Below are 22,824 nucleotides of genomic sequence, written 5' to 3'. Positions count from 1 at the left end.
CGCTGCCGTGACGCTGTAATCACCGCGTCATGACATTCCTGATCGCAGCCCTGTCCCTCGCGATATGGGTTTATTGCGTGTTCTTCCGCGGCGGCTATTGGCACGCCCGGGTGAACGGCGACGAGCCTGCCCCGACCCCCGAAGCCTGGCCGCACATCGTCGCGGTGATTCCGGCGCGCAATGAGGCCGAGACCATCGCCGACTGCGTGACGTCGCTGCTGATCCAGGATTATCCGGGCCGTTTCTCGATCGTCCTTGTGGACGACAACAGCGATGACGCAACCGCCGCAATCGCCGCAGGCCTGCCGGAGCGGACGGGCTCTCCGGTGCCTTTGACGGTCCTGAAGGGCGCTCCGCTCCCGGACGGCTGGACCGGCAAGCTCTGGGCGCTCCAGCAAGGCATTGCCGCGGCCGAGCGGGAGAGCCCGGATTATCTGCTGCTGACGGATGCGGACATTGTCTACGCCCCCGGCATGCTGCGCTCGCTGGCGGCGCGTGCGGCATCCGGTCGCTATGTCCTGACCTCGCTGATGGCAAAACTGCGCTGCGAGACCCTGGCCGAGCGGGCGTTCATCCCGGCCTTCGTCTATTTCTTCCAGATGCTCTATCCGTTCGCCTGGGTGAACGATCCCAGGCACCGGGTCGCCGCGGCGGCGGGCGGCTGCATGCTGGTCCGCACGGCGGCGCTGGCGCGGGCCGGCGGGATCGGGGTCATCCGCAATGCCCTGATCGACGACTGCACGCTCGCCAGGGTGATGAAGGCCCAGGGGCCGATCTGGCTCGGGCTGACGGACCGCGTGCGCAGCATCCGCGCTTCGACCGGGATCTCCGAAATCCACACCATGGTCTCGCGCTCGGCTTACGCGCAGCTGCGCTATTCGCCGCTCCTTTTGGCGCTGACCCTGATCGGCATGGCGGTGACCTACTGGGCGCCGCCGCTCCTGACCTTTGCCGGCGCGGGCGGGGTCCGGCTGCTGGCATTGGCGGCCTGGGCGCTGATGGCAGTCTCGTTTTGGCCAATGTTGCGCTTTTATGGTCTAAGTCCCCTCTGGGCACCTCTCCTGCCGGCCATTGCAACCGGGTATATGGCGTTTACCTGCAGTTCCGCCTTGCAGCACATGTCGGGCCGCGGCGGCCGCTGGAAGGGGCGTTATCAGGCGAAAAGGGCCTGAAACTCAGCCTGAAGAAAGGTGTGATGGTTCAATCGGCAGACTACCGGTCCGGCAAGGGGCATCGCGACGAGAATTTCCCCGTCGCGTCGCGGCTCGTGAGTGCGCGGCACAGGCCGGTCATCATGGCATTCTACGATTTCGCGCGGGCGGCCGACGATATCGCGGATCACCCGAGCCTGTCTGCCGACGAGAAATTGCGCGGACTGGATCGCATGGAAGCCTCGCTCACCGGCGCGAGGTCCGACGATGACCTGTCGGTTCGCCTGCGCGAGCAGATCGCCTCGCGAAAGCTCTCACCGGTCCACGCCCTCGATCTCCTGAAGGCTTTCCGCCAGGACGTCACCAAGCTGCGTTATGACGACTGGGACGACCTGATCGGCTATTGCACATATTCGGCGATGCCGGTCGGGCGCTTCGTGCTCGATGTGCATGGCGAGGACCGGGCGACCTGGGCGTCGTCGGACGTGCTCTGCGCCGTGCTGCAGATCATCAACCACCTGCAGGATTGCGGGAAGGATTATCGCAATCTCAATCGCGTCTATCTCCCACAGGATTCCTTGCGGGCGCACGGCGCCGCGACCGAAGACCTCGCGCGCGCGAAGGCCTCGCCCGCCCTGCTCGCCTGCCTGCACGAACTGACCGGGCGCACCACGCGCTATTTCGACACCCAGCCGCCGCTCGCCGACGACATCGGCGACACGCGCCTCGCCTGCGAAGTCGCGGCGATCGATTCCCTTGCGCGCCAGTTGCTCGCAGTTCTGCAACGCGCCGACCCCTTGGCTGACAAGGTGCATTTCGGCCGCGCCAAGCTCCTCACCGTCATGATGGGTTCGGTGGCGAAGACACTTGTCCGCCGCATCTTGCCGCGCAGCCTGTCGGACCGGCGGCCTCAGGATATCCGTCTGTGAGCACGCCGTCTGTCTCAGCCGACGCCGCACAGCATGCCGGCGGATCGTCGTTCTATCTCGCGATGCGGATCCTGCCGCGCGCCAAGCGCGAGGCGATGTTCGAGGTCTATAAATTCTGCCGCAAGGTCGATGACGTCGCCGACTCCGAAGGCCCGCGCGACGCGCGGCTCGACGAGCTGAACCGCTACCGCGACGATATCGCTGCGCTCTATGCGGGACGCATGTCGGAGCGCATGGGCGGCTTCCTCGGCCCGGTGCGGGACTTCGACCTGCGGCGGGAGGATTTCCTCGCCATTGTCGACGGCATGGAGATGGATGTCGTCGCCGACATTCGAGCCCCGTCGCTCGACACGCTCGATCTGTATTGCGACCGCGTCGCGAGCGCGGTCGGCCGCCTGTCGGTCCGCATCTTCGGCGTGCCCAACGATGACGGCATCGCGCTGTCGCATCATCTCGGCCGCGCCCTGCAGCTCACCAATATCCTGCGCGATATCGACGAGGATGCCGCGATCGGCCGCCTTTATCTGCCGCGCGAATTCCTGTCCGCCGCAGGGATCGAGGGCGACGATCCGGACCGTGTGCTCGCCTCGCCCGCGCTCGGGCAGGCCTGCGCGCCATTGATCGCGAAGGCGCGCGAGCATTTCCGGCAGGCGCGCACCATCATGGACCGGCAACCGCGCTCAAGCGTCAAGGCGCCCCGCATCATGGCGGAAGCCTACGCGCCGATGCTCGACAAGCTGCAGCAGCGCGGCTTTGCGGCACCGCGCGAGCGCGTCCGGCTGGATCGCCTCCATCTGATCGGCGCGGTCCTGCGCTACGGCATTGTGTGATGATCAAGCACGTTCACGTCATAGGCGCCGGGCTCGCCGGCCTCTCCGCTGCCGTGCGGCTGACCGCCGCCGGTATCGCCGTCACCGTCCATGAGGCCACACGCCAGGCCGGCGGCCGCTGCCGCTCCTACGACGATGCCGCCACCGGCATGCATATCGACAACGGTACGCATCTTCTGCTGTCGGGAAATCACGCGGCCGTCGATTATCTGAAGGCGATCGGCATCACGCCGGATTTCGCCCCGGCCAATTTCCGCTTTGTCGACGGCGCAACCGGCGAAAGCTGGATTCTGCGGATGGGCGACGGCAGCCTGCCGACATGGATTTTCGATGCCGGCAGCCGCGTGCCGCGAACCTCGATACTCGATTATCTGAAGCTTGCGCCGCTTCTCCTCGGCAGGACCGACCGGCCGCTGCGCGAAGTGCTGGATCGCGACAGCGAATTGTATCGCCGGCTGCTCGATCCCCTGATGGTCGCGGCATTGAATATCGACACGCCGAGCGGGTCGTCCCGGCTCGCGGCCCAGATCGCCCGCGAGACCCTGATGCGCGGCGGCCAGGCCTGCCGGCCGCTGGTCTTCGAACGCGGCCTGAGCACCGCCTTTGTCGAACCGGCTCTGGCGCTCCTGAGCGCGCGCGGGGCGACGGTTCGCTTCGAGCATGAACTGGAAGGCCTGACCTTCGCCGACAGCGGATCGGTGACGCTCCGCTTCAGGGACGAGGAGATCACGCTGGGCGACGAGGCGGCGGTGATCCTTGCCGTTCCGGCCTATGCCGCGACCGCCCTGGTTCCCGGTCTGGATGCGCCCGACCAGTTTCGGTCGATCATCAATTTTCATTACGATTGCGCGCCGCCCGCCAACAGCCCGTTCATGACCGGCGTGATCGGCCGCACGGTCGAGTGGATTTTCGCCTTCAAAAACCGTATTTCGGCGACCATCAGCCATGCCGATCGCCTGTTGACGCTGCCGCGCCAGGACCTCGCCGCGACGGTCTGGGGCGAGATTGCGGACATACTGGACATGGACGGACCGCTTCCTAAATGGCAATTGGTGCGTGAGCGCCGCGCAACCTTTGCTGCAACTCCCCAACAAAACGCCCGCCGGCCCGGCCCGAAAACACGCTGGCCGAACGTCATTCTTGCGGGCGACTGGACCGATACCGGCCTGCCGGCGACGATCGAAGGCGCAATCCGATCGGGCCGGAATGCGGCCGAACTTCTGTCAAACAGATGATGCTGACGACCGACAAAACCACTTCTCTGGCCCGCGACGTCCTCGACCATTCGGTCAAAAACGCGACCGACGCACTGCTGAAGGATCAGAAACCGGACGGCCACTGGGTCTTCGAACTCGAGGCCGATGCCACCATACCGGCGGAATATGTGCTGCTGCGCCACTATCTCGGCGAGCCGGTGGATGCCGAGCTGGAGCGCAAGATCGCGGTCTATCTGCGCAGGATTCAAGGCAAGCACGACGGCTGGCCGCTGTTTCACGATGGCGACTTCGACATGAGCGCCAGCGTGAAGGCGTATTTCGCGCTCAAGATGATCGGCGACTCTCCCGATGCGGATCACATGCGGCGGGCACGCGAAGCGATCCTCGCACGCGGCGGCGCCTCGCACAGCAATGTGTTTACCCGCGCGCTGCTCGCGCTGTATGGCGTCGTGACATGGCGCGCGGTGCCGGTGATGCCGGTCGAAATCATGCTGCTGCCGCGCTGGTTTCCATTTCATCTGACGAAGGTGTCCTATTGGGCACGCACCGTCATCGTGCCGCTGCTGGTGCTCGGCGCGCTGAAGCCGATGGCGCGCAATCCGAAAGGAGTGACGATCGACGAGCTGTTTCTGGAAGATCCGAAATCGGTCGGCGGCGTGAAGAAGGCCGGCCACCAGAAATGGTCATGGTTCCTGTTCTTCCGTGGCGTCGATATCGTGCTGCGCGCAACCGAGCCGCTGTTTCCGAAGGCGACGCGCAAGAAGGCGATCGAAGCGGCGGTCGCGTTCGTCAAGGAACGGCTGAACGGCGAAGACGGGCTCGGCGCCATCTACCCGGCGATGGCCAACAGCGTGATGATGTATGACGTCCTCGGTTATCCCGAGGATCATCCGGACCGCGCCATCGCGCGGCTCTCGATCGAGAAGCTGCTCGTCATCAAGGACGATGAGGCATATTGCCAGCCCTGCGTCTCGCCCGTCTGGGATACCGCGCTGACCGCGCATACTCTGCTCGAAGTCGGCAGCGATCAGGCCAGGGCCGCCGCGAAGGGCGGGCTCGACTGGCTCATTCCGCGTCAGGTACTCGATCTGAAGGGCGACTGGGCCGAGCAACGGCCAGACGTGCGGCCGGGTGGATGGGCTTTCCAGTATAACAATGCCTATTATCCGGACCTCGACGACACCGCGGTCGTTGCCATGGCGATGAACAGGTCCGAGGCCAACAGCGCTACGCAGAAATACAGCCCGGCGGTCGAGCGCGCCCGCGAATGGGTGCTCGGATTGCAGAGCGCCGACGGCGGCTGGGCGGCCTTCGATGCCGACAACACCTACAGCTACCTGAACAACATCCCCTTCTCGGATCATGGCGCCCTGCTCGATCCGCCGACCGAGGACGTCACCGCGCGCTGCATCTCCATGCTGGCGCAATTGCCGCAGGATGAAGCCGGCGCCCGCGCCATTACCCGTGGCGTGGAATATCTGCGCAAGACGCAGCTCGCGGACGGCTCCTGGTACGGGCGCTGGGGCCTGAATTACATCTACGGCACCTGGTCATGCCTGTGCGCGCTCAATGCCGCGGGGCTAGACCCCGAAGACGACATGGTCGCGCGGGCGGCGTCCTGGCTGCTGTCGATCCAGAATGCCGATGGCGGCTGGGGCGAGGACGGCGCGAGCTACAAGCTCGACTATTCGGGCTACGAGCCGGCGCCGAGTACGCCGTCACAGACGGCCTGGGCGTTGCTTGGACTGATGGCGGCCGGCAAGGTCGATCACCCGCAGGTCGCACGGGGCGTCCGGTACCTGCTCGAGCATCAGAAGGACCACGGGCTCTGGGACGAGGAGCGTTTCACCGCCACGGGCTTCCCGCGGGTCTTCTATCTGCGGTATCACGGCTACCGGAAATTCTTCCCGCTCTGGGCGGTCGCCCGCTACCGCAATCTGACCGCGGCCAATGATCGCCGCGTCGCCTTCGGCATGTGATCGGATGAGCTCCGCACCGCCAACGCTCCTGGTCGTCACCGGATTGCAGCGCGAGGCGCGGATCGCGCGTGGCCCCGGCGTCGTCACCGTGTGCAGCGGGGGCAATGCCTTGCTGCTGCAGAAACGCCTGTCGGCGCTGGCGCCGGCCGCGCGGAACGGCGCCGGTGCGCCGGCGATTGGCGGTGTGCTGAGTTTCGGCCTCGCCGGCGGCCTCGCCCCGCATCTGAAATCGGGAGACCTCGTGATTTCATCGAGCGTGCAATGCGCGGCCGATCATCATGAGGCTCATCGGGGCTGGCACGAGGCCGTTGCGTCCGCGCTCGATGCGAAGCTCACGGCGCATCGCGGCAAGACCGCGGGCCACAATCTGGTTCTCGCCAAGACCTCAGAGAAAGACGCGATGCATCGTCAGACCGGCGCCCTCGCCGTCGACATGGAATCGCACATCGCCGCTGCCTATGCGCGGGCGCACAATCTGCCGTTCGTCGCGATCCGTGCGATCAGCGATTGCTCGACGCGCAGCCTGCCTCCGGTCGCCACCGATGCGTTGACGGAGGACGGGTCGATTGCCTTGCGGCGCGTGATCATGGGCCTGTTGCGCGACACCGGCCAGTTGCCGGCGATGATCGCCGCCGGCGTCGATTCAGAACGCGCGTTTGCGTCGTTACGCCGCTGTCGCCGTCTTCTTGGCCCGCTCTTCGGCCTCAGCCGCGCGGATCTCTGACAGCTTCATCTGCACCTGCGACGAGAACACGTATTGTGCCGGACGCTGCTTATCGAGCGCGATCTCCGGCGCCATCGGGCCCGAGGTGCGAACGCCGCGCAACGACACCCACAGCGCCTTGAGCGGATTGTTGAACGCCTGGTCCGCTGCCGTCGGCTCGTAACCGCAATGCGCCATGCAATTCGCGCATTTTTCGTACTTGCCGGTGCCGTATGAATCCCAATCCGTGGTTTCCATCAGCTCCTTGAAGGTCCGCGCATAGCCTTCACCCAGCAGATAGCAGGGCTTCTGCCAGCCGAAAATGTTGCGCGCGGGCATGCCCCACGGCGTGCATTCGTATTGCTGATTGCCGGCGAGGAAGTCGAGGAAGGACGTGGAGTGCATGAACTTCCAGCCCTTGCCCTTGCCGAGTTCGAAAACCTTGCGGAACAGCTCCTTGGTTTTCTTGCGGTTCAGGAAGTGCTGCTGGTCCGGGGCGCGCTCATAGGCATAGCCGGGTGAAATCGACACGCCGACGCCGAGCTCCTTGGCGTAGTCGAGGAACGCGGCGATGTCTTCGGCGGTGTGACCATCGAAGATCGTCGCATTGACGTTGACCGCAAAGCCCGCGTCCTGCGCGGCCTTGATCGCCTTCACCGCCTTGTCGAACACGCCCTTCTGCGACACCGCCTTGTCGTGGTGGTCGCGCAGGCCGTCGAGATGCACCGAGAAGAACAGATAAGGCGACGGCTTGAACAGATGCAGCTTCTTCTCCAGAAGCAGCGCGTTGGTGCAGAGCGAGACGAATTTCTTGCGCGCCACAAGGCCGGCAACGATCTCGCCGATGTCCTTATGGATCAGCGGCTCGCCGCCGGGAATTGCGACCATCGGCGCCCCGCATTCATCCGCGGCGTCGAGGCATTCCTGCACGGTCATGCGGCGGTTGAGGATCGCGTCCGGGTAGTCGATCTTGCCGCAGCCGGCGCAGGCCAGATTGCACCGGAACAGCGGCTCCAGCATCAGCACCAGCGGATAACGCTTTCGGCCGAGCAGCTTCTGCTTGAGCAGATAGGCGCCGATCCGGAGTTCTTTGTGAAATGGTATCGCCATGGTCGAGGTCTATGGGGTAAATCCTAAACGGAAGCAACTTCGGCCGGGAGGCGGAAGGTGATGTTCTCTTCCCGGCCCGGAAGCGCGCTGACATCGACGATGCGCAGCCGCCGCAATGCCTCGATGACGTCGTTGACCAGCACCTCGGGCGCGGAAGCGCCGGCGGTGATGCCGACGGTTTCGACCCCCGCGAGCCAGGCCGGCTGGAGTTCGCTGCCGTCCGCGATCAGGTAGCTCGGGATTCCGGCTTCCTCGCCGATCTCACGCAGACGATTCGAATTGGACGAATTGGTGGCGCCGACCACCAGCAGAAGATCGGCGACCTTGCACAGATCACGCACCGCGCTTTGCCTGTTCTGCGTGGCGTAGCAGATGTCGCGGGTGTCCGGACCCTGGATATCGCTGAATTTCCGGGTCAATGCGGCGATGATGTCGCGGGTGTCGTCGACGCTCAGCGTCGTTTGAGTAACATACGCGACCGGAACATCCGTCGGAATATCGAGCTTTTCGACGTCGGCGACGGTCTGCACGAGAACGACCGTCCCCGGGATCTGGCCCATCGTGCCCTCGACCTCGGGATGCCCGGCATGCCCGATCAGGATTACGGTGCGACCCTGTCCGACATAGCGTTTGCCCTGATTATGAACCTTGGTGACGAGCGGACAGGTGGCGTCGATCACCGGCAGGCTTCGCTCCGACGCTTCCCGCTCGACCTGCTTGGAGACGCCATGCGCACTGAAGATGGCGACGGCGCCGTCCGGTATCTCGGAGACGTCCTCGACGAAGCGCGCGCCCTTCGCCTTGAGCGACTCGACCACAAACTTGTTGTGAACGATCTCGTGGCGCACATAGACCGGCGGGCCGTATTTCTTGAGCGCACGCTCGACAATGTCGATTGCGCGCACGACGCCGGCGCAGAAACCGCGCGGTTGAGCCAGCACCACATTCAGCGGACGGAGCTGTGTCCGGGGAGTATCGTCTGGCTTACGCAAGCTGCACCTTGTCCTGATTGAGAGTCTTGCCGAGGGCTTCGAACGCCTTCGCGAGAATGCCGTTCGCATCCAGCCCGGCGCGGGCATACATTGCAGCGGGCGTGTCCTGATCGATGAAGATGTCCGGCAGGACCATGCTGCGCACCTTGAGACCGTTGTCCAAGGCGCCATGGTCAGCCAGCGTCTGAAGGACGTGCGAGCCAAAGCCGCCGATCGATCCTTCCTCGATGGTGATCAGCACTTCATGATTGCGGGCCAGCCGCAGAACCAGCTCGGTATCGAGCGGCTTCGCGAAACGCGCATCGGCGACCGTCGTGGTGAGGCCATGCGCAGCGAGCGCCTCGGCGGCCTTCATGCATTCGGCCAGCCGGCCACCATAGGAAAGCAGCGCGATGCTGCTGCCCTCGCGGAGGACGCGGCCCTTGCCGATTTCCAGCGGAACTCCGACCTCAGGCAATTCCACACCGACGCCGTCACCCCGCGGATAGCGCAGTGCAGACGGCACGTCATCGAGCGCCGCTTGCGTCGCGACCATATGAACGAGGTCGGCCTCATCGGCAGCCGCCATCAGAACGAAGTGCGGCAGGCAACCCAGATAGGCAACGTCGAACGAGCCGGCATGCGTTGGGCCGTCGGCCCCGACGAGACCGGCGCGGTCCAGCACAAAGCGGACCGGCAGCTTCTGGATGGCGACGTCGTGCACCACCTGGTCGTAGGCGCGTTGCAGGAAGGTCGAATAGATCGCAACGAACGGCTTCAGCCCCTCCGTCGCAAGCCCTGCCGCAAAGGTGACGGCGTGCTGTTCGGCAATCCCGACGTCGAAGGTCCGGTTGGGGAATTTCTTCTCGAAGATATCGACCCCGGTGCCTGACGGCATCGCAGCGGTGATGGCGACGATCTTGTCGTCCTTCTCGCCTTCCTTGACCAGGCTTTCGCCGAACACCTTGGTGTAGGACGGCGCATTGGCCTTCGCCTTCGACTGGCGGCCCGTAACGACGTCGAACTTCACGACGCCATGATACTTGTCGGCCGCCGCCTCCGCGGGAGCGTAGCCCTTGCCCTTCTGCGTTACGACGTGAACGAGGATCGGACCGAAGCTCGCATCGCGGACGTTGCGCAGGACCGGCAGGAGATGGTCGAGGTTATGCCCGTCGATCGGGCCGACATAATAGAAGCCAAGCTCCTCGAACAGGGTGCCGCCGGTCACCATGCCCCGGGCATATTCTTCGGCCCGGGCCGCCTGCTTGTGCATGAAACGAGGCAGATGCTGCGCAAATTGTTTGCCGATTTCGCGCAACGACAGGTAGGTGCGCCCCGACATCAGGCGCGCCAGATAGGCCGACATCGCTCCGACCGGCGGCGCGATCGACATCTCGTTGTCGTTCAGGATCACGATCAGGCGGGAATCCATGGCGCCGGCATTGTTCATGGCTTCGTAGGCCATACCGGCCGACATCGCCCCGTCGCCGATGACCGCGACAACATTGTGTCGCAAACCGGCAAGATCGCGGGCGACAGCCATTCCCAATCCGGCAGAAATCGAAGTAGAAGAGTGCGCCGCACCGAAGCAGTCATATTGGCTCTCGGCGCGTTTGGTGAACCCGGACAGCCCCCCGCCCTGCCGGAGCGTACGGATGCGGTCCCGACGGCCAGTGAGGATTTTGTGAGGATAGGCCTGATGTCCTACGTCCCAGATCAGGCGATCCTGCGGGGTATCGAAGACTGCATGAAGCGCAACAGTCAGCTCGATGACGCCAAGGCCGGCGCCAAGGTGCCCGCCAGTCACCGCGACGGCGTTGATGGTCTCCGCTCGCAACTCGTCGGCCACCTGACGAAGCTTCTGGTCAGGCAGCTTTCGAAGATCCGCGGGGGATGCAAAGGTGTCGAGAAGTGGGGTCGCAGAAGCCATTATTGGAACACCTTCGCTCGCTTCATGTTGGGGGTTAACGCAATACCGGACAGTGGGATGCAAACGCAAAGGGCCGGAGCCAACAAAGCAAAAAATATACCCGGTCAGTTGGAGCCTAAATTTGCTATTGGCAACCCGTCCGGACCAGGAAAGTCCCCTACCTATGCAGATTTTGCCTTGCAGATGATTAACTGACCCGTGGATAGCATCAAAGACTCCCTCATGGCACGCGTTGTGGGCGGGGTGGTCGGGATTTGTACCCGCTCGCCCTGGATCACGATTGTTGTATTTGCGTTACTGACGGTGGCGGCATCGGTCTATACGGCCCGGAACTTCGCCATCAACACCGACATCAGTAACCTCATCGCACCCAATATCGACTGGCGGCAACGGGAAATTGCCGTCGAGAAGGCCTTCCCGGCCCGCGTTCACACCATCCTTGCGGTGGTCGACGCCCCGACGCCCGAACTCGCTGCGCTGGCGGCCGGCACGTTGACCGATCGGCTGAAAGCCGATCCGAAGCTATTCCCGCAGGTGCAGCGGCCCGACGGCGGCCCGTTTTTTGAAACCAATGGCCTGCTCTTCCTGCCAACAGAGGAGCTAGGCCGGACGCTCGGACAACTCGAGGCCGCATCGCCTTTTATCTCGATTCTGGCCCACAACCCAAACTGGCGGGGATTGTCGCAGGCTGCTCAAGCCGCGCTTGGCGGCGTGATGGCCAAGCATTTCGAGTTGGATTCGCTCGCCCCGATCTTCGATCGCTTTTCGAAGACGTTTGAGGACGCCCTGGCGGAACGGCCAGCGAGCTTTTCCTGGCAGGAGATGCTGAGCGGCACGAAAGCCACCCCGTCGGAATTGCGCCGATTCGTGGATATCGTTCCGAAGCTCGACTACAGCGCCCTCGAACCGGGCAAGGAGGCGACCGACGCAGTCAGACGCGCGGTAGCTGATGAGAATCTTGCGCAGAACTATCAGGCGCGCGTTCGGCTGACCGGCTCCGTCCCGATCGCGGACGAGGAATTCGCCACCGTCAAAGAGGGAATGCTGCTGCACGGCATCGGCACCGTCATCGTGGTGCTGTTCATCCTGTGGCTCGCGCTGAAATCCGCTCGCATTATCCTCGCGGTCTTTATCGCCCTCGCCGGCGGTCTTGCGATCACTGCTGCGCTCGGCTTCATGACCGTCGGCTCACTGAACATGATTTCGGTGGCGTTTTTCGTGCTGTTCGTCGGGCTCGGCGTCGATTTCTGCATCCAGTACAGCGTGCGGTATCGCGACGAACGTCATCAGCGCGATGAGCTGAAGCCCGCACTGATCAATGCCGGCCGTAATATCGGCGGGCCGCTGGCGCTTGCCGCCGCGGCAACCGCAGCGGGTTTCCTGGCCTTCCTTCCGACCAACTATCAGGGCGTCTCCGAACTCGGCATCATTGCCGGGATGGGAATGATCATTGCATTCCTGATTTCGCTGACGGCGCTTCCGGCTTTGCTTGCGGTGTTCGATCCGCCCGGCGAGCAGGAGCCGCTCGGCTACAAGAGCCTCGCACCGGCCGACGGCTTCGTCGAGCGCAACAGGAAATGGGTGGTGGTCGGCACGCTCGGCGTCGCCATTCTCGGATTGCCGCTTCTCTACTTCCTGCGCTTCGACTTCAATCCGATCAACCTGCGCAGCGACAAGGTTGAATCGATTTCGACCTATCTCGATTTGCGCCGCGACCCGAACACCGGCGCGAGCGCGGTCAACCTGCTGACGCCGTCCCTGAAGGATGCGCAGGCCGCCGCACAGAGACTGGAGAAGCTACCGGACGTCAGCCGCGTGATGTCCATCGAGAGCTTCGTTCCGGCGGACCAGGACGCAAAGCTCGCACTGATCAAGCAGGCCGCCGCGGCGCTCAAGCCGGCTCTCGATGCCAAAGCCCAGCCCGCGCCGAACGACGATGAAGTGCGCGAGTTGCTGACACGAACCGCGGGCATGCTGGCCGCGGCGGGGCAGCAGCCCGGTGCCGGGGGTGCTGCGGCAAAGCGCCTCGCCGATCGGCTGAACGACCTCGCCAAAGCTTCGAACGAAAAGCGGCGGGCCGCGGAAAACGCCGTCATCGTCCCGTTGAACTTCAAGCTCAACGAACTTCGAAAGTCCCTGCAGGCGGGGCCGGTCTCGCTCGAGACTCTGCCGGCCGAGTTGAAGAATCAGTGGGTGTCGGCGGATGGCCGTTATCGTGTCGAGGCCTTCCCGAAGGGCGATCCGAACGACAATGAGGTCCTGCGCAGCTTCGCGCGCAAGGTTCTGGAGGTCGAGCCGAACGCCATCGGCGGTCCGATCTCGATCCTGAAGTCAGGGGACGTGATCGTGGTGGCCTTCATTCAGGCCGGGCTCCTCGCGCTCATCACGATCTCTCTGCTGCTGTGGATCGCATTGCGCCGCATTCGCGATGTTGCGCTGACGGTCGTCCCGCTCCTCCTCGCAGGCGTCATCACGATGGAGCTCTGCGTGCTGCTCGATCTGCCGCTGAATTTCGCGAACATCATCGCCCTGCCGCTGCTGCTCGGCATCGGTGTGGCGTTCAAGATCTACTACATCATGGCGTGGCGCGCGGGTCAGACCAACCTCTTGCAGTCGAGTCTGACGCGCGCGGTGATCTTCAGCGCGCTCACCACGGCGACTGCGTTCGGCAGCCTCTGGCTGTCGAGCCACCCAGGAACGTCGAGCCTTGGCAAGCTGCTCGCGCTCTCGCTCGTGACGACGATGTGCGCCGCGGTCCTGTTTCAGCCGGCGCTAATGGGACGCCCCCGGAACGCCGCTGATTCGGGAACAGACACCTGAGTCAGCGCTCTTGTCGGGCGCTGCCGATTTGGCTTTCGCTTTGCCCTTGGAGGGTTCGAGCGGCGCCGGGAAGGCCTCTGCCGAGCGCGACCAGGTTTCTCCGCCACAGAACAGCCCGCCCATCACGCAGCCGCGGACCTTGAGGGCGGAGTCAGACTGCAGCTCGACGCTCGCCTGATACATTTTGCCGTCTCTCGCATTGTAGATCTCGCCGGACCACTTGTCAGCGCCGGCGGGCTTCATATCAATAAGGATGGGCATCCCGAGGGTATCGCGCGTTCGCTTGGCCGGATCAGGATTCGCCGTGTCCTTGCCGCCGGGAACCTTCTCCCAGCCGACGACGCCCCAGAGCGAACCACCGCAGATCGCTATCCGGATCTTCGCGGTCCCGTCTTCGACCAGCCAGTCCCCGGCGGGGTCGCCGGCCAGCGCCGGGGAGCCGGCGAGACACAAAAGCAATGTGAACAGAGACAGCTTTTTCATGCTAACCACCCCGATAGCGAACGCGGCGATCCGGTTGCCTTCGAAACGTCGCAACCCAATCATAGCGGCTTGATCAATGCTTGAACCTAACAACTACGACATTGCGGCCATTTTTGAAGCGCAGGAAGCAAATCGTTTCGATCTGCATGGCCGCCACCTGAATGAGCAGATGGTCCGGGTGCTACGGACCATCGGCTACGACGTGGGTTTCCGCCGGGGCATCGGCCAATATCTCTACGATCGGACGGGGGCACGCTATCTCGACCTGTTGAGCGGCTTCGGGGTCTTCGCGATCGGGCGCAATCACCCGGCGCTGCGCACCGCGCTCGAGAGCGTGCTTGATGCGGAATTGCCCAATCTGGTGCAAATGGATGTCCCCGCGCTCGCCGGTGTGCTGGCCGAACGCCTTCTCGCAAAGGCGCCCTATTTCGACAAGGTCTTCTTCGCCAATTCCGGCACCGAGACCGTCGAGGCGGCGATCAAATTCGCGCGCGCGGCAACCAAGCGCAGCAAGATCCTGTCGTGCGAGCATGCCTTCCATGGCCTGACCTTCGGATCGCTTTCGCTGAACGGCGACGAGATTTTCAAGAAGGGCTTCGAGCCCCTGCTCGGAGACTGCGCCGCCATTCCGTTCAACGACCTCACGGCGCTGGAGAGCGCCTTGCGCCGGCGCGATGTCGCCGCCTTCATCGTCGAGCCGGTGCAGGGCAAGGGCGTGCATCTGCCCGGGCCGGATTATCTGCGGTCCGCCGCCGACCTGTGCCGAACCTATGGCACCCTTTTCATCGCCGACGAAATCCAGTGCGGTCTCGGACGGACCGGGAAATTCTTTGCCGTCGAGCATTGGGGCGTCCAGCCTGACATGATCCTGATGGCCAAGGCGCTGTCGGGCGGCCACGTTCCCGTCGGCGCCCTGCTCACCCGCAAGGACATCTTCGACCGCCTGTTCAACCGCATGGACCGCGCCGTCGTCCACGGCTCGACCTTCGCCAAGAACGATCTCGCGATGGCGGCCGGGATCGCCACGCTGTCCGTGCTCGAATCCGAGAAGCTGATCGAGAATGCCGCCAGGACAGGCGAACGCCTGTTGTCCTCGTTCCGCGCCATGGCCGGGCGTCACGAGATGTTTCGCGAGGCACGGGGCCTCGGCCTGATGATCGGCGTTGAGTTCGGCGCGCCCACATCGCTCAAACTGCGAGCATCGTGGTCGATGATCGAGGCCGCGAACAAGGGGCTGTTCTGCCAGCTGATCACGATCCCGCTGTTCAAGGAACACAAGATCCTCACGCAGGTCGCAGGTCACGGCAGCCACACGATCAAGTTGCTCCCGCCTTACGTCATCAACGACGACGATTGCGCCTGGATCGAGAGCGCATTCGAGAAGGTGATCGCCGAAAGTCATCGCGTACCGGGCGCGATCTGGTCGCTTGGCAAGACACTGATCGAGAACGCCTTGGCTGCCAAACGCGCGCAGTGAAGATGCGCTGCAGCCGCCGCGGACACACGCGGAGGAATGGGGAGAGACCATATGGACGCCGAAACCGCCCCGGGACACATGGCGAATTCACCCGGCAAGCGGCGCCCTCCCCTTGGATGGCGTGACCTGCGCGAATGGCTGGCGCTGGTCGAGCAGATCGGCGAACTGAAACGCATCACAGCGCCCGTCGACCCGATCGAAGAGATCGGCGCCATCACCCTTCTGGCCACGCGCGAGGAAAAAGCGCCGGCATTGCTGTTCGACCGCATGGAAGGCGACGCCACCGGCTCGCACATCCTCACCAACATGATGGGGGCGAGCAAGGAACGCTTTGCGCTGGCCGTCGGGCTCGATCCCACCTTGTCGACGCGCGAGATGATCGAGCAGATGCGCTCGATCATGGCAGACCCGATCAAGCCGAGAATGATCGCGAAGGATCAGGCTCCGGTGAACGAGGTGGTGCTGACCGGCGACGCCATCGATCTCACCACATTCCCGGTTCCAAAATTCTGGCCGGGCGACGGCGGCCAGTTCATCGGCACCGGCGATATCACCTTCACCGCGTCTCCTGAGAGCGGGCGGATCAATGTCGGCTGCTATCGCCAGATGCTGCATGGACCCAACCGGATCGGTCTCTATTGCTCCCCCGGCAAGCACGGTCTGCTCGATCGCGAAGCGTGGTGGGCACGCGGCGAACCATGCGAGGTGGTCGCCGCTTACGGCGTCGATCCGGTCATGTTCATTGTCGCTGCTCAAAGCTTCGGCGTGGAGGAATCCGAACTCGACGTTGCCGGCGGCATCATGGGCCGGCCGGTCGAACTGACGCAGGGCGAGTGCGTCAAACTACCGATCCCGGCACATGCCGAATTCGTGGTCGAAGGCGTGCTGCACAAGGGCGACACGTTGCCGGAAGGCCCGCTTGGTGAATTCACCGGCTATTACGGCCGCGAGCGTTCACCGCAGCCGGTGATGGAGGTGAAGGCGGTGCACCATCGCAGGTCCCCGATCTTCACCCACGCTCTGATGGCGCGCTATCCGTCCTGCGAGATCGGCGCGTATTACGCGATCATGCGGTCGGCGCGCATTCTCGACGATCTTGAGCGCATCGGCGTGCCCGGTGTGGTCGGCGCCTATTCGCATCCCGCGGCCGCTTCCGGCTGGGGCATGGTTGTCGTATCCGTTCGGCAGAAATATGCCGGCCATTCTGCTCAGGTGCTGGCGCTCGCCGCGCAATGCCCCGCCGCCGCCTATTTCACCAAATGGGTGATCGTGGTCGACGAGGACGTCGATCCGACCGATCTCAATGACGTCCTTTGGGCGCTTTCGACACGGTGCCATCCGTCGGAAGACATCGACATCCTGCGCAACACCTGGTCGACGGGTCTGGACCCAAGCCAGTTCCCGCCGGAAGCCCGCCCCTATGGCTCGAAGGTGCTCATCAACGCCTGCAAGCCGCATCGTCATCTCGCGCAATTTCCGCAATCGACTCTGCTGCGCAAGTCGATGCACGACCGGGTCGTGTCGCGCTGGTCCGAACTCGGCTTCAGTGGCACCCCGCGCACCATGACCGCGTTCCACGACGAGTAGCGGCTCGCGCTCCGGTGCGTTCGGCCAGGCCGCCTCAGCGCGTCTTCGCGGCGTAAGTCTCGAAGGCTTGCCGCAGCGCAGGCGGCAACTCCACCGACCGTCGCGACGTGAGCGACATCATCGCCGTCACCGTCCGCGCACGCAGCCGCTCGACCCCGTCCTTGTGGCCGACGGTCACGAGCGTGAGCGAGGAACGGCCGATCTTCTCGATCAACAAGGTCAGATCGAGCTTCTCACCCATCCGGCTCGGGATCTTGAAATCGGTCTCGACATGGACGAAGGGAAATCCGTGCTGGTCATGCAGGATGAGGTCGGCGTAATTGACGTCGAGCTCCTCGGTGTACCAATCCTCGATCAGACCATTGATCATGTTGAAGTAATGCGGAAAATACACAATCCCGGCCGGGTCGCAGTGGGAGAACCGGATCTGCACCGTCCGGGTGAAGGCGCCCGCGGGAGCGATGAATCGGGTTTCCTGCATTGCGTTTGTCCTGACCGTTTTCTGCGCGCATCACCAAAGCGAGCACCATTCGGAGCCTGATGGCGTCCACATGCTCCGGATCCATACCGGCCCCGATTATAAACGTTCCAATCAGGGCCCTTCTCTGCAGCAATTCCAAATCATAGTCGGTGACATGGGCATCTGCATTCGTAAATTGCCCATTCCATGAAAGAACGCGCTCACAAGACAGCGGTCGGATTCGCTGACGGCGCATCGCCATCGGCGGCCTCCGCCCGAGCGATCCAAGTCGACGACAACAGCCTGGACACTCGCGACCTGTTCATTGGCACCCGCGAGGTCATCATTACGCATGGCAGCGATCGCTACCGGCTCCGCCTGACCGCTCAGAACAAGCTGATCCTGACGAAATGAACCTCGCCTGGCGCCTCGCCTCTTCCGCTTTCTGCGCGCTTGCCCTGCTTCTCGACACGGCTGCGCTGGCAGAGGCCGTCACGGTTCAGGATTCGAAGGGACGTGAAATCAGGATCGACGACGCCTCGCGCATCGTCTCGATTGGCGGCGCGGTGACCGAAATCCTGTATGCACTCGGGCGCGCCGATCGCATCGTCGGGGTGGACGCGACGAGCCTCTATCCCAAGGAGGCGATCAAGACGAAGCCCAATGTCGGCTATTACCGCCAGCTGTCGCCAGAGGGGGTGCTCAGTCTGGCTCCGTCGCTGATCCTGGCTGCCGATGGCAGCGGGCCGAAGGACGCCGTTTCGGTCCTGGAATCGGCGTCGGTGCCGTTCGTGCGCGTTCCGGACACCTACGACGGCGAAGGCATCCTCAAGAAGATCGACATCGTCGCCGCCGCGACCGACAGCGTGCCGCAGGGCAAATGCCTCGCGCAATGGGTCAGGAACGAGCTGTCCGCACTCGCATCGATGCGGAGCGCCATCCGCAAGCCCGCGCGGGTCATGTTCATTCTGTCGTTCGCCGGCGACAAGCCGATGGTCGCGGGCCGCAATACTGCAGCCGACGGCCTGATGAAGCTCGCGGGTGCAGTGAACGTCTTCGACGGCATCGACGGCTACAAGGCCGTGAACGAAGAAGCAGTGCTGGCGGCAGCCCCGGACTGGGTCCTCAGCATGAACCGCAGCGGCGTCCCCAATCTCGATGCCTCGCAGATTTTCTCGAAGGCCGCCTTCGCCGCGACTCCGGCGGCCCGCCAAAAGCAGTTCTTCTCGATGGACGGCCTCTACATGCTCGGTTTCGGTCCGCGCACGGCCCGCGCCGCGCGCGATCTGAGCCGGGCGCTCTACCCGGAGCTGAACGCGGGCCACCTCCCCTCTGATGAAGGCGCAGCCGCGACCTGCGCGCAATGAGCACGTTCACTGCCGCGACGGCTGCGCAGCCCGGCGCCACGCGGCCCTCGGCCCGGCTCGTCATACCGCTGTTGCTGCTGCTGTTGCTGATGGCGTTCCTCATCGCGGTCATGACGGGCGCCGCCGGCATTCCCGCCGGCCGTCTGTTCGATGCACTCTTCAATTTCTCCGCTGCCGACGGGCAGATCGACCGTGACCGGCTGATCCTGTGGTCCATTCGATTGCCGAGGATCGTGATGACCATGATGGTCGGCGCGATGCTTGCCGCTGCCGGCGCCATCATGCAGGGATTGTTCCGCAATCCCCTGGCCGATCCGAGCCTCGTCGGCGTATCGAGCGGCGCCGGCCTTGCCGCCGCCGTCACCATCGTTCTGGGTGACCTCTACCTTCCAATGATCGCGGGGCGCCTCGCGATCGAGGCCTTGCCGATCGCCGCGTTTTTCGGCGCATTGATCGCAACATTTGCGCTGTACCGACTGTCGACCCGCGATGCCCGCACCTCGATCGCGATCTTCCTTCTCGGAGGCATTGCCATCGCCGCGCTGGCCAATTCCGGCATCGGGCTCCTCGTTTTCATCGCGGACGACCGTCAACTGCGCGATGTGACCTTCTGGCTCTTGGGTTCGCTCGCAGGCGGCACCTGGCCGAAGACGGGTGCGCTTGCACCGGCGCTTCTGGTCGTCGCTGTCGCCATTCCCTTCATGGCGCGGGGACTCGATCTCCTGGTTCTCGGCGAGGCGGAAGCCTTCCACGCGGGAATTTCCGTCCAGCGCCTGAAAGTCGTCGCCATCGTGGTCGTGGCTGCAGCCACAGGCGCGGCGGTTTCGGTCTCGGGAATTATCGGTTTCGTCGGCATCGTGGTGCCGCATCTTCTGCGCCTCGTCATCGGGCCGGCCCATCGGCTGTTGTTGCCGGCTTCGATGCTGCTGGGCGCAGCGCTGCTGCTGCTTGCCGACACCGCCGCGCGCACCATCGCAGCTCCGGCCGAGGTTCCAATCGGGATCATCACGGCGGCGATCGGCGCCCCGTTCTTTCTGTACATGCTGCTGCGGCAGCGCGCGGTCGCAACGCTATGACCCGCCTGCTCGAAGCGTCCGACGTCGTCGTCGAGATCAATGGCAAGCGGATCGTTGACCGCGTAACGCTGAGCGTCGCGCCCGGCGAGATCGTGGCGCTTGTCGGCCCGAACGGCGCCGGAAAATCCACGCTGCTTCGGACCTTGTCCGGCGAGATCAAGCCCAGTGCGGGGACCATCGCCCTGGGAGGCCGAGCGATCGCGACGTTGCCGGCATCGGAGCTCGCACAATGCCGCGCCATGCTCTCGCAACACACCACCGTGACCTTCCCCTTCACGGTCTCCGAGATCGTCCGCATGGGAGCCAGTCCCTGGGGCAAGAAGCAGGATCTCGAGCCGCTGGTCGCAAGGATCATGGCCTCTTGCGACATCGCGCATCTGGCTTCACAGATCGTCACCCGGCTGTCCGGCGGGGAGCAGCAGCGTGTTCACTTCGCGCGGTCGCTGCTGCAGCTGGAAACCGCCGACGATCGCTTTCGACCGGGACTTCTCCTGCTCGACGAACCGACATCCAGTCTCGACCTGAAGCACCAGCTAGCCTTGCTTGCCATCGTCAAGGAACTTTCGGCTACCGGATGCGCTGTCATCGTGGTCATCCATGACCTCAACCTCGCTGCGATGATCGCGCATCGACTGCTGATGTTGCGCGGCGGCACCTTGTTTGCGTCCGGTTCCGCGAGCGAGGTCATCGACGATGCCACGCTCCGCGAGGTGTTCGGCGTCGCGGATGCGGCCGGGATCGTCCCGAATGGACGCCCCTTCGTGCTTCCGCATTCCGGGCGGATCGTCTGACGGCGTCTGCCGGGCTTTCCGCAATTTTGCGACTGCACATTGGAACTATGCGCTGAGGCGCCAAACCGCGCACCTGCTGCTCAAACGGGCTTCTGCCTGGAGATAAGGCGTCGCGCGCCGGCCACGTCGCACAAACATTGATGCTTTGACGCAAGCATGTGCGAATTCGCGGCAAATACGCACAAAGCCGACAACAACCCATAAGTGGGAACGCGGTTATATCGCGTTACTTATGACTCTGAGCCAGCTAACCTCAGAGCCATTCTCAGCGGCCGTCGTTCAAGGGATGCTTTTCATGACCAAAGCTCCGACCCGGCACTCGATTACCCTCACGATCAACAGCAAGCCGATGCAGATCGAGGTCGCGCCGTGGACGTCGCTGCTCGATACATTGCGCGAGCATCTCGGGCTGACCGGCACCAAGAAAGGCTGCGATCATGGACAATGCGGCGCCTGTACCGTGCTGGTCGATGGGCGCCGGGTGAATTCATGTCTGACGCTTGCCGTCATGAAAGACGGTGCTAGCGTCACCACCGTCGAAGGACTTGCAAACGGCGATACGTTGCATCCGCTGCAACAAGCCTTCATCGATCACGACGCATTTCAGTGCGGCTATTGCACGCCGGGCCAGCTCTGCTCCGCTGCCGGGCTCATCGCCGAAGGCAAGGCGAAGACGCCCGCGGAGATCCGCGAATTGATGAGCGGCAACATCTGCCGTTGCGCGGCGTATCCGAACATCGTCGCCGCCATCCAGCAAGCGATGTCGGTGTTGGGAGGCAAGGCATGATCAACTTCGACTATGTGCGGGCCAACACGGTCGCGGACGCCGTGACGATGATCAAGGCCGACCCCAAGGCCAAGTTCATCGCGGGCGGCACCAATCTCGTCGATCTGATGAAATACGAGGTCGAGCGGCCAGGCCGGCTGATCGACATCACGCATCTTCCGCTCAAGGCGGTCGAAGAGACGCCGGACGGTGGCCTTTTGATCGGAGCCCTGGTGCCCAACACCGATCTTGCCTATCACCCGATGATCGAGGCGCGCTATCCGCTGGTCGGCAGCGCCATTCTCGCCGGCGCATCCCAGCAATTGCGCAACATGGCGTCGGTCGGGGGCAACCTGCTCCAGCGCACCCGTTGCTCGTATTTCTATGACGTGGTCACACCCTGCAACAAGCGCGAGCCCGGCAGTGGCTGCTCGGCGATCGGCGGTCTCAATCGCGGACATGCCATCCTCGGCACAAGCGAAGCCTGCATCGCGACGCATCCGTCGGACATGTGCGTCGCGCTCGCTGCACTCGATGCCTCGGTGCATGTCACCGGACCAAACGGCACACGGCGCATCGCTTTTAAGGATTTTCACCGGCTGCCCGGTGATCGGCCGCAGCAGGACACCAATCTCGCGCCAGACGAGATCATTACGGCGGTCGAGCTTCCGGCCAAAGGCTTCGCCAGCAACTACAGCTATCTGAAAATCCGCGACCGCCTGTCCTACGCCTTCGCCCTCGTTTCGGTCGCCGCCGCCCTCGAACTGCAAGGCGGCACGATTATCGACGCCCGCTTCGCGGTGGGCGGAGTAGCGCACAAGCCCTGGCGCGTACCTGCCGCGGAAGCGGCGCTGCGCGGTCAGACGCCGGGCGCGGCCGTGTTTCGGCGTGCGGCCGACATCGCATTGGAGGGCGCGAGACCGCAGGAGCATAACGCCTTCAAGGTCGAACTCGCCCGTCGCGCCATCGTCCGCACGCTGACCCAGGCCAGCAACGGGACACCACAATCGCAATCCGACAAGAAGATCGCCTGACCGCGCGCCGCGCCCGGACCGCACAAGGAAGCCGATGATGATGACCCCAGACATCGATCGCCGCAGTCTCGTGCAAGGCGCCACCGCGCTCGGCAGGCTTGCCGTTGCAGGCGCAGCGTCCGCGCAGCACGCGCAACAGGAAG

General features: G+C 63.9%; 20 protein-coding genes. 15 read left to right on the top strand and 5 right to left on the bottom strand.

Features of this window, described 5'->3' with window-relative positions:
• Positions 1–29: 29 nt before the first annotated feature.
• The 6 genes from VN004_RS15815 to VN004_RS15790 all read left to right on the top strand — a co-directional run bounded on the left by VN004_RS15815 (position 30) and on the right by VN004_RS15790 (position 6,830).
• Positions 30–1,172 carry a glycosyltransferase gene (locus VN004_RS15815; protein ID WP_325611939.1) on the top strand — a complete coding sequence of 381 codons (1,143 nt, stop codon included), beginning with the start codon at positions 30–32 and terminating at the stop codon, positions 1,170–1,172.
• Between the two features lie 23 nt (positions 1,173–1,195).
• Positions 1,196–2,080, top strand: coding sequence for a squalene synthase HpnC (hpnC, locus tag VN004_RS15810; protein ID WP_325611936.1), 885 nt, complete (start codon positions 1,196–1,198; stop codon positions 2,078–2,080).
• Positions 2,081–2,142: 62 nt separating this feature from the next.
• The gene (gene hpnD, locus VN004_RS15805; RefSeq protein WP_414710325.1) at positions 2,143–2,910 is read left to right on the top strand and encodes a presqualene diphosphate synthase HpnD; all 768 of its coding nucleotides are present in this window, start codon (positions 2,143–2,145) and stop codon (positions 2,908–2,910) included.
• Positions 2,910–4,145 carry a hydroxysqualene dehydroxylase HpnE gene (hpnE, locus tag VN004_RS15800; RefSeq protein WP_325611930.1) on the top strand — a complete coding sequence of 412 codons (1,236 nt, stop codon included), beginning with the start codon at positions 2,910–2,912 and terminating at the stop codon, positions 4,143–4,145. Before hpnD ends, hpnE begins: the two co-directional genes overlap by 1 nt.
• Complete coding sequence (gene shc, locus VN004_RS15795) at positions 4,145–6,106, top strand: squalene--hopene cyclase (protein ID WP_325611928.1); 1,962 nt, start codon at positions 4,145–4,147, stop codon at positions 6,104–6,106. Before hpnE ends, shc begins: the two co-directional genes overlap by 1 nt.
• Positions 6,107–6,110: 4 nt before the next feature.
• The gene (locus tag VN004_RS15790) at positions 6,111–6,830 is read left to right on the top strand and encodes a phosphorylase (RefSeq protein ID WP_325611924.1); all 720 of its coding nucleotides are present in this window, start codon (positions 6,111–6,113) and stop codon (positions 6,828–6,830) included.
• Here the strand turns inward: VN004_RS15790 and hpnH are convergent.
• From hpnH to dxs, 3 genes are read right to left on the bottom strand one after another with little or no spacing between them, the layout of a single operon-like run.
• On the bottom strand, positions 6,771–7,919 hold the full coding sequence (gene hpnH, locus VN004_RS15785) for an adenosyl-hopene transferase HpnH (protein WP_325611922.1): 1,149 nt from the start codon (positions 7,917–7,919) through the stop codon (positions 6,771–6,773). The genes VN004_RS15790 and hpnH overlap by 60 nt on opposite strands.
• Positions 7,920–7,942: 23 nt before the next feature.
• Positions 7,943–8,911, bottom strand: a complete 969-nt coding sequence (ispH, locus tag VN004_RS15780; RefSeq protein ID WP_325611919.1) for a 4-hydroxy-3-methylbut-2-enyl diphosphate reductase — start codon at positions 8,909–8,911, stop codon at positions 7,943–7,945.
• On the bottom strand, positions 8,904–10,820 hold the full coding sequence (gene dxs, locus VN004_RS15775) for a 1-deoxy-D-xylulose-5-phosphate synthase (protein WP_325611917.1): 1,917 nt from the start codon (positions 10,818–10,820) through the stop codon (positions 8,904–8,906). Before dxs ends, ispH begins: the two co-directional genes overlap by 8 nt.
• A 222-nt stretch (positions 10,821–11,042) precedes the next feature.
• Between dxs and VN004_RS15770 the strand changes: the two genes are divergently transcribed.
• On the top strand, positions 11,043–13,640 hold the full coding sequence (locus VN004_RS15770) for an MMPL family transporter (RefSeq protein ID WP_325611915.1): 2,598 nt from the start codon (positions 11,043–11,045) through the stop codon (positions 13,638–13,640).
• On the opposite strand, the gene VN004_RS15765 is transcribed toward VN004_RS15770, so the two are convergent.
• Positions 13,593–14,186 carry a DUF2147 domain-containing protein gene (locus VN004_RS15765; protein WP_325611913.1) on the bottom strand — a complete coding sequence of 198 codons (594 nt, stop codon included), beginning with the start codon at positions 14,184–14,186 and terminating at the stop codon, positions 13,593–13,595. The two genes, VN004_RS15770 and VN004_RS15765, sit on opposite strands and share 48 nt — an antisense overlap.
• Before the next feature lie 13 nt (positions 14,187–14,199).
• On the opposite strand from VN004_RS15765, the gene VN004_RS15760 reads away from it, so the two are divergent.
• Both VN004_RS15760 and VN004_RS15755 read left to right on the top strand, forming a co-directional pair.
• The gene (locus VN004_RS15760) at positions 14,200–15,600 is read left to right on the top strand and encodes an aspartate aminotransferase family protein (RefSeq protein WP_325611911.1); all 1,401 of its coding nucleotides are present in this window, start codon (positions 14,200–14,202) and stop codon (positions 15,598–15,600) included.
• A gap of 51 nt (positions 15,601–15,651) precedes the next feature.
• Entirely contained in the window at positions 15,652–17,187 is a 1,536-nt protein-coding gene (locus VN004_RS15755) for a UbiD family decarboxylase (RefSeq protein WP_325611909.1), read from the top strand.
• A gap of 34 nt (positions 17,188–17,221) precedes the next feature.
• Here the strand turns inward: VN004_RS15755 and VN004_RS15750 are convergent, their stop codons facing one another.
• On the bottom strand, positions 17,222–17,668 hold the full coding sequence (locus VN004_RS15750) for a thioesterase family protein (RefSeq protein WP_325611906.1): 447 nt from the start codon (positions 17,666–17,668) through the stop codon (positions 17,222–17,224).
• Positions 17,669–17,854: 186 nt separating this feature from the next.
• Here VN004_RS15750 and hemP point away from each other — a divergent pair, with 186 nt between their 5' ends.
• The 6 genes from hemP to VN004_RS15720 all read left to right on the top strand — a co-directional run bounded on the left by hemP (position 17,855) and on the right by VN004_RS15720 (position 22,681).
• Entirely contained in the window at positions 17,855–18,061 is a 207-nt protein-coding gene (gene hemP / locus VN004_RS15745) for a hemin uptake protein HemP (protein ID WP_325611904.1), read from the top strand.
• Positions 18,058–19,014 carry a heme/hemin ABC transporter substrate-binding protein gene (locus tag VN004_RS15740; RefSeq protein ID WP_325611901.1) on the top strand — a complete coding sequence of 319 codons (957 nt, stop codon included), beginning with the start codon at positions 18,058–18,060 and terminating at the stop codon, positions 19,012–19,014. Before hemP ends, VN004_RS15740 begins: the two co-directional genes overlap by 4 nt.
• Positions 19,011–20,090, top strand: coding sequence for a FecCD family ABC transporter permease (locus tag VN004_RS15735; protein ID WP_325611900.1), 1,080 nt, complete (start codon positions 19,011–19,013; stop codon positions 20,088–20,090). Before VN004_RS15740 ends, VN004_RS15735 begins: the two co-directional genes overlap by 4 nt.
• Positions 20,087–20,881: a heme ABC transporter ATP-binding protein gene (locus tag VN004_RS15730; RefSeq protein WP_325611898.1), complete on the top strand. Its 795-nt coding sequence runs from the start codon at positions 20,087–20,089 to the stop codon at positions 20,879–20,881. The genes VN004_RS15735 and VN004_RS15730 overlap by 4 nt, the downstream gene beginning before the upstream one ends.
• Positions 20,882–21,230: 349 nt before the next feature.
• Positions 21,231–21,668 (top strand): (2Fe-2S)-binding protein, encoded by a 438-nt coding sequence (locus VN004_RS15725; protein ID WP_414710324.1) that lies wholly within the window; start codon positions 21,231–21,233, stop codon positions 21,666–21,668.
• Positions 21,665–22,681, top strand: a complete 1,017-nt coding sequence (locus VN004_RS15720) for a xanthine dehydrogenase family protein subunit M (protein ID WP_325611892.1) — start codon at positions 21,665–21,667, stop codon at positions 22,679–22,681. The genes VN004_RS15725 and VN004_RS15720 overlap by 4 nt, the downstream gene beginning before the upstream one ends.
• Positions 22,682–22,824 lie beyond the last annotated feature (143 nt).

Origin of the sequence: Pseudorhodoplanes sp. (assembly GCF_035565855.1) — a bacterium.
In the GTDB taxonomy this organism is placed as follows: domain Bacteria; phylum Pseudomonadota; class Alphaproteobacteria; order Rhizobiales; family Xanthobacteraceae; genus Pseudorhodoplanes.
The sequence above is the reverse complement of the archived record's forward strand: the minus strand, read 5'-3'. Positions and strand labels throughout refer to the sequence as shown.